Raw genomic sequence first — 7,713 nt, 5'->3', positions numbered from 1 at the left:
CTTGCTCTCAGTCATCGAAGATTACCTGCAAAAAAGAAAAAATGGTATGGCTGTCAGGTTGGAAGTCGATACGCGCAAAACGAGTCACTCGGTCGAGACAGACATTACTTATTTAAAAAAAGCTCTGTCCATCAGCCAACACGACGTTTATTACATTGATGGTCCCCTTGACTTGACGTGTTTAAATGAGGCCGTGGATATACTTAAAGCGGCCGGTATTGATCTTTCATTCAAGAAATACACACCTTTTTATCCTGAACTCTTCACCAAACGATCCATTTATACCTTAGCTAATCGGCAAGACCTGTTCTTTCATCATCCCTTCGATTCGTTTCAACCGATTATTCAGTTTATAGAACAAGCTGTGGATGATGACCGTACGGTTGCCATCAAACAAACGCTGTACCGAGTCAGTCACGACTCTCCTTTAGTGCAATCGCTCGAAAAAGCGGCGAAGCAGGGCATCCAAGTCACCGTTTTAGTCGAACTGAAAGCCCGATTTGATGAAGCGAACAATGTACACTGGGCCAGAAAACTGGAAGAAGCCGGCGCTCACATCTTGTATGGCGTGAAAGGCTTAAAAACGCACAGTAAAGCAACACTCGTGATAAAAAAAGAGAAAAATGGTTTCAGAAGGTATGTCCATCTTGGAACAGGTAACTATAATGAACAAACAGCAAAAGTTTACACAGATATGAGTCTCATTACGACCAATAAAGAAATCACCCAGGACGTGTTTGATTTCTTCAACTACTTGAGCGGCTATAGTGAACAACCGCACTACCATTATCTCCATGTTTCTCCTTTCGATATTCGCGATGCCTTTATCGAGAATATCGAAAAGGAAATCCGTCTCCACAGACAATTCGGCAATGGTCATATTATTGCCAAAATGAATTCACTGACTGACAAAAAGATGCTGCTCAAGCTCTATGAAGCGAGTCAGGCCGGCGTAAAAATAGAATTGATCGTTCGTGGCATTTGTTGTTTGATCCCCGGCATTCCAGGCGTGAGTGAAAACATAACCGTTCGAAGTGTTATTGGACGTTTTCTGGAACACAGTCGCATCTATTATTTCAATCACGACGGTGAAGAGAACATATACTTGTCCTCCGCAGATATGATGACTCGAAACATGATTAAACGTGTGGAAATTGCCTTTCCTGTTTTAGACGACAAATGGAAACAATATATTATTTCCATCCTGAAAATATATCTCTATGATAATGTCAAAGCCTGGACACTGAATTCAAGTGGTATTTATGAAAAAACAGCACCTGGTGATCGAAAAGCGGTCCATGCTCAAAAAGAATTAATGGAATTGGAAACTACCCCTAGTATTTAACCTAAATAAAAAAGCAGATCTTTCACTCCTCTCCTTCAATATTATCTTTAAGAGATGATATTGAAGGAGAGCAAAACGAGTAAAGATCTGCTTTTTTTTTTTCTGAGGCGCTATGATTTGGTATACTGAGAGAGGAAGGAGACAAAAAAATGGCCACGATTCAAGATATCGCAGAGCATGCCGCCGTCTCATCCGCGACCGTTTCCCGCGTCATAAATTCGAGTGGATACGTTGGTGCCGAGACCCGGAAAAAGGTAGAAGCTGCGATCAAACAGCTTAACTACAGACCGAACAAGCATGCACAGATGCTGCGCACAGGCGAGACTAAAAATTTCGGCATTATCAGCACGCAATTCAATGATACGGCGGTAGCACGAATAAATCCGTTCATTTCAACAGCCTACTCTGCTGGGTACACCACTACTTTATTTATTACGAATGGCGACAAAAAACGAGAACGCGAAGCCTTTGACCTCTTGAAAGCCAAGGAACTGGATGGGATCTTCCTTATTTACCGTGCCAATGAATGGGACGTGCTGGAAAGCTATCTAAAAGACGGACCGATCGTAACCTTACATAATGTGGCTACCCATCCCATCCCTTCCGTATTCATCGATCATTATGAAGGCAATCAATTAGCTCTGTCCTATGCCTGGGACACGGGCTGCCGGAGGATCCTGAATTTGTATGGAACCGCGACGGGCTTAAACACGACCCGACGAACGCAAGCCTACCATGACTTCTGCTGTTCAAAAAACATTACTCCTTACGCGTCTGATTCTTTTTTGCACATCCTCTCAGACTTTGACGTTGACCGTGTTGTCCAGTGGATCGAAGAACAAACGGTTAAACCCGATGCTATCATCACTCATTCCGATAATATCGCGGCCCTAGCTGTTTCGAAACTCGAGAAAAAAGGCTATCAAGTACCTGAAGATATCTCTGTTATCGGTTTTGACAATTTATTTATAAGCGATGTCATGGATATCACAACGGTTGATTATGGCATTGAAGAACAGGGTAGCAACGCCTGCCGATTGCTTTTAAAACAACTTGGAAAAGATTCGGACAGCTTGGACCCACTGACTTTCAAATTGATCAAGCGGGGGACCACAAAAAACACTGATAAATAAATAAACGACCCGCGTTTTGATTGATAATCAAAACACGGGTCGTTTTTAGTCAGGCCATTTTTTCAATTTCTCTATTCAGGTTTCTACGAGCTTTATTCTGGCTGATTTGATGTTGGAAAAGTCCCTTTTTGGGAGAGAACATTAAAATGAGCAACGTCGTCAGGCCAGTCACGACAGCGATCATGCCGGCGATCGTGGTATCGAACCAGAAAGCTAACCTCACGCCACTCACACTGTTGATAACGGCCATGATCACGGTGATAACAATCATTTTATTCAATGAATGGGTAAGCACGTAACCAGACAGCGCCGGCCCCACCATAAACCCGACGATCAATATCGATCCGACCGAATCGTATGCACCCACTGCTGTAAGTGAAACCAAAGTCATCAAAGCATAATGAATGATCAAGGGTGAAAAGCCTATCGCAGCTGCAAACGCCGGATCGAACGTCGTGACTTTCAGTTCTTTATAGAAAAAGAAGATAAAGAACGAATTGATGATCAAGATGACCAACATCACCCAGAGTGACTGAGGACCAAGATCGTAACCGAGTAAATCGAGTCTACGAAAAGGAGCAAAAGCCAGCTCACCCATTAATACTGCGTCTACATCCAAGTGGACATCACCTGCGTAGAGGGTGATCATGATGATCGCGATACTGAAAAACAGCGGAAAAACAATACCGATAGCTGCGTCATTGGAAACTAATCGAGACCGCTGGATGGTTTCTATCAGCCAAACCGTTGCCAAACCAACGAGCGTCGCTCCGATCATCAGCAGTGGCGAGTTTAAATCCTGCGTAATGAAGAAAGCCAGGACGATCCCCAGCAAGACAGTATGAGTAATGGCATCCGATACCATCGTTGCCCCTCTCAGCACCAGGAAGACGCCGGGCAAAGCACAAGCGACAGCGACGACAACAGCGATCAATGTAATTTCGTTTATCATGCTCATTGTTTACCCCCTTCCAGCTCAGTTAAGCGTGCCATGAAACGTTTCTGTTTCTTCTGTTTTAAAATATGCTTAGCAATGTACCCCTGCTTCGGTGCGAAGAGGAGACTGATGAAAACGAAAAGACTGACGACGACCACAATCGTCGGCCCCGTCGGAATATGTTCACCCAACGAGCTGATCAATGTCCCTATGATCCCGGACAAGAAACCGAACACCCCGGCTAAAATCATGACGCCGCTTAAACGGTGAGTCCATTGTCTGGCAGCGATCGACGGACCAATGAGTAACGCACTGATCAAGATGACCCCTACAGATTCAAGACCTATAATGATGGTCAAAACAATCATCATGGACAAGAGAAATTCTATGATTTTACTTGAAAAGCCTAAGGAACGGCTAAACATCGGATCAAACGTATAACATTTGAACTCTTTCCAAAATAATCCGACCAGTAGCAGTAAAATGAGTGCTACCCCAGCTATCAATTGAACATCTCTACTCAACATCGCGCTGGCCTGGCCGAAGATGAAACTGTCTAACCCCGCCTGCTGGGCATTCGGATTATTTTGAATCGCCGTTAACACCACCAAGCCCAATCCAAAGAAGCTGGATAGAACAAGAGACAAGGCGCTGTCCAGCTTGACCACCGTTTTTCTCGTCATCAATTGGATGAGACCTGTCGCAATTATTCCTGAAACAGCTGCACCCAGTATGAGAAAGAGTAATTCTTTACGCTGTATAATAACGAAGGCTATAGCAATGCCCGGTAAAGCCGCATGACTTAAGGCATCACCTAACAAGCTTTCTTTTCGAAGTGTCGCGTATGTTCCGATCACACCACTGAGCAGTCCGATGATTCCCGTTCCCAGAGCAACAAGTTGAAAGGTGTAATCAGTAAACACAGAAAGAACCTGAGTCAGCATAATTATTCCCCTTCCCCTACGTTGCGATCGCGGTGATATGTCTGATCGATGTTTTGTTTGTTAAAGGACTGTTCAACTGAACCCGAAGCGATAACTTCCTGATTGATAAAAACGATCTCATCAAAATAAGTTTCAACTGTCTGCAGATCGTGGTGAACAACGAGAACTGTTTTACCTTCTGAAACTAATTTTTTCAGCAGCTTCATGATGATATGTTCGGTCTTCATGTCGACGCCGGCCAACGGTTCATCCATGATGTACACGTCAGCTTCTTGTGCAAGCGCTCGGGCTAAGAACACGCGCTGGCGCTGTCCGCCTGAAAGCTGGCTGATCTGACGCGTTGCGAAAGTCGGAAGCCCTACCTTCAGAAGCATTTGCTTAGCTATTTCCCTGTCCTTTTTCCGAGGTCTTTTAAACCAGCCTAAATGACCGTACCTTCCCATCAAGACAACGTCTCGTACCGTTGTCGGAAAATCCCAATCTACAGACGTGTTTTGAGGAACATAAGCAATCCGATTTTTCAAACCTTTATAGGGTACGGCTTTCTGATTTTCATCTTGATACGTGACCGAACCCGTAACGGGAGACACCAAACCGAGCATCGCTTTGATCATGGTTGATTTTCCTGCACCGTTGGGCCCGACTATAGCCGTCATTTTTCCTTTTTGAAATGCGAGTGAAATATTCCATAAAACAGGCTGAGCATCGTACGCCACAGTCAGTTTATCTATGTTGATTGCTGCATCCTTCATTTTTTAAAGCCTTCTTTCTGACGATTAATTTTCAATTAAAGCATCTACTATGGTATCCACGTTTGACCGATACATCGTTATATACGTATCCGCCTCATCCTCGCTGCTTCCTAAGGCATCTGAATACAACTCCCCAGCATTTCTCAATCGATGCCCACGACTATTGGTCGCTTCCACCAATGCTTCGATACTTCTCGGTGATACCGAACTCTCTACAAATACTGCATTTATATCATTCTCTACTATAAATGAAGCCATTTGACTGATATCACCCGTCCCAGCTTCCGTACGTGTATTGAGTCCCTGTAGTCCGATCACTTCAAAGTTATATTCTTTACCGAAATACTGGAACGCATCATGTGCAGTCACCAGATAACGTGATGATTCCGGCACTTCCTCTACTCTAGTTTCGACGTACTCTGCCAGTTCATCTAATTCGTCTGAATAGTCTGCAGCATTTCTACTATAGTATTCTGCATTATCAGGATCATAAGCACTCAATTCATCTGCAATGTGTTCTGTTACCTGTTTCCATCTCGAAACACTGAACCATATATGCGGATCCACTGCTTGGGACTCACTTTCTTCCGGATCCAGGAGTACACTCGCTTCATCTAAAGCATCACCTGCAATGACCGTTAAAACATCTCGTTCACCTAACTGGTCGAAGACTTCTTCAAACCGCTTTTCTAAGGTCAGACCATTATAAATAACGACATTGGCTTCTCCCATCGCAACAATATCTGATGTTGATGGTTGATAATCATGTGGATCCACTCCCGGTCCCATTAAACCTGTTACAGAAACATTCTCTCCACCAATTGTTTCAACCAGATCGGTCAAGAAAGACGTCGTTGTCACAATCGATATTTTTTCGCTATCATTTCTCTTAGTGTCGCTGTCTGTGCTGCATCCACTAATTAATACTATCATTATGGCAATGCTTAACCATTTTAACTTTGTCATATCTATCCCTCATTTTATGATTGCTCGGAGTTGTTATTTCATTATTTTTAGCCTACCCTAAAAATAGTTTTAAGTCAAGCGAACAATTTAATCTTCGTATCTTTTTGACAACCTTTAAATGATTATGGTAAAACTTAACTATACAGATAGAAAAGGACTGACATCCATGACACCCAATAAAGAGAATTTTATTAAAGCCATTTATGAACTAGGCGGAGACGAAACGGTTGTCTCCAATAAAGATCTGGTTCATGCTTTATCAATATCTGCGGCTTCAGTAACTGAAATGAACGCCCGGTTATTAAGAGAAAAACTGATCAGTCATATCCCATATCAAGGTGTCAAACTCACTCCCTATGGCACACGTATTGCCCATCAACTTATTCGCAAACATCGTATTTGGGAAGTGTTTTTAGCTGAAAAACTGGGCTATGATTGGAATGAGGTGCATGCAGATGCCGATTTACTTGAACACGCCTCTTCTGACTTATTGATCGAACGGCTAAATGCATTTTTAGGTGAACCTAAGTTCGATCCACATGGCGGAGTGATACCGAACAAGGACGGTTCAATCCCTGAGACGTCTAAATATCCACTTATCGATGTCAAAACAGGTGAACAATTCAAAATTAAAGAAGTTGATGACCAGGAAGATTTCTTGAATTATTTACTCGAAAAAGATATTCAGTTGGGAAACAGCTATCGCTTGATCGACATCGAACCCTTTGAAGGCCCTTTGACTCTAGAGTCACCCGAAGGTAATCAAATCGTTATCGGTCATAAAGCTGCCCTGAAGATCTTTGTCGACTATACTCCATGATAAGCATCTTGAATCAGTAAGTGAACAGCGTATTCAAACGTCTGACGGTGAACTGAAAAACGGAAGAATATCTGAAAGGCTCTTTACAACCGTTGTCTTTACGCCGCTTGCTCTGGATGATGCTGTCTGTTATCTAGCTGGTTTATCCGATATGTCCATAAAGAAAGTCGTCACCCTCATTTTGTTGGGGAACTCTCTCTATTGTCTTATACAGTCTCGGCTGAATCACCTTTCTAGAACTCATCGGAATACTTTAGACTAAATAAAAACAGCTGTCCGTTTCCCTGCAGGCAACACGGGTATCTCGATTTTTTTGAAACGATCCAACCATGGTATACTGTAGTTGCAGATCAAAGAAAGGAATGTAACGATGACCCCTCACCAACCTATCGAAGAACGTATCCCTTATTTAGAAGGCCACGCTTACACTAAAACCGATTTAGGGCTGACCTACACAAAAGATACCTCTCTTTTCAAAGTTTGGTCTCCTTTGGCTCAACAGGTTTATTTGAATATCTATGAAAAAGCTGATTCAACTGCGCCTCTATATAAACGTGAAATGCTGTTAGTAAATAATTGCTGGACACTCACGTTCAATGAAGATTTGAACGGTTACTTTTATACCTATAGTTTTATTCATGATGAAAATGAAGTTGAATCTGCCGATATCTATTCAAAAGCAGTCGGCTTAAACGGCAACCGCTCTGCGATCATCGATCTGGAGGAAACGAATCCCGACAACTGGGCAAACGAGTCATTTAAAGGTGTGTCCTCCATTACCGAGGCGATCATTTGGGAAGTGCACACGGAGGATTT

General features: G+C 43.0%; 7 protein-coding genes and 1 pseudogene. 4 read left to right on the top strand and 4 right to left on the bottom strand.

Going from position 1 to position 7,713, the window contains the following annotated elements; translation table 11 throughout:
* A partial coding sequence (ppk1, locus tag R6U02_RS05050; RefSeq protein WP_410262547.1) for a polyphosphate kinase 1 occupies positions 1 to 1,345 on the top strand: 1,345 nt, incomplete at its 5' end.
* 149 nt (positions 1,346 to 1,494) lie between these two features.
* Complete coding sequence (locus tag R6U02_RS05045; protein ID WP_410262546.1) at positions 1,495 to 2,478, top strand: LacI family DNA-binding transcriptional regulator; 984 nt, start codon at positions 1,495 to 1,497, stop codon at positions 2,476 to 2,478.
* Positions 2,479 to 2,527: 49 nt separating this feature from the next.
* Here the strand turns inward: R6U02_RS05045 and R6U02_RS05040 are convergent, their stop codons facing one another.
* The 4 genes from R6U02_RS05040 to R6U02_RS05025 are packed head-to-tail and all read right to left on the bottom strand — an operon-like array spanning position 2,528 to position 6,077.
* A complete protein-coding gene (locus tag R6U02_RS05040; protein ID WP_410262545.1) occupies positions 2,528 to 3,436 on the bottom strand; it encodes a metal ABC transporter permease in 909 nt (302 codons plus the stop codon).
* Positions 3,433 to 4,359 carry a metal ABC transporter permease gene (locus R6U02_RS05035; RefSeq protein ID WP_410262544.1) on the bottom strand — a complete coding sequence of 309 codons (927 nt, stop codon included), beginning with the start codon at positions 4,357 to 4,359 and terminating at the stop codon, positions 3,433 to 3,435. Before R6U02_RS05035 ends, R6U02_RS05040 begins: the two co-directional genes overlap by 4 nt.
* A 2-nt stretch (positions 4,360 to 4,361) precedes the next feature.
* The gene (locus R6U02_RS05030) at positions 4,362 to 5,111 is read right to left on the bottom strand and encodes a metal ABC transporter ATP-binding protein (RefSeq protein WP_410262543.1); all 750 of its coding nucleotides are present in this window, start codon (positions 5,109 to 5,111) and stop codon (positions 4,362 to 4,364) included.
* 24 nt (positions 5,112 to 5,135) lie between these two features.
* Positions 5,136 to 6,077, bottom strand: coding sequence for a metal ABC transporter solute-binding protein, Zn/Mn family (locus R6U02_RS05025; protein ID WP_410262542.1), 942 nt, complete (start codon positions 6,075 to 6,077; stop codon positions 5,136 to 5,138).
* A 166-nt stretch (positions 6,078 to 6,243) separates the two neighbouring features.
* On the opposite strand from R6U02_RS05025, the gene R6U02_RS05020 reads away from it, so the two are divergent.
* The gene (locus R6U02_RS05020; RefSeq protein WP_410262541.1) at positions 6,244 to 6,897 is read left to right on the top strand and encodes a metal-dependent transcriptional regulator; all 654 of its coding nucleotides are present in this window, start codon (positions 6,244 to 6,246) and stop codon (positions 6,895 to 6,897) included.
* Between the two features lie 343 nt (positions 6,898 to 7,240).
* Positions 7,241 to 7,713, top strand: a pseudogene (locus R6U02_RS05015) (type I pullulanase); the annotation flags it as partial.

Source organism: Alkalibacterium sp. (assembly GCF_046484155.1).
In the GTDB taxonomy this organism is placed as follows: domain Bacteria; phylum Bacillota; class Bacilli; order Lactobacillales; family Carnobacteriaceae_A; genus Alkalibacterium.
This window is presented reverse-complemented; position numbering and strand designations above follow the sequence as displayed.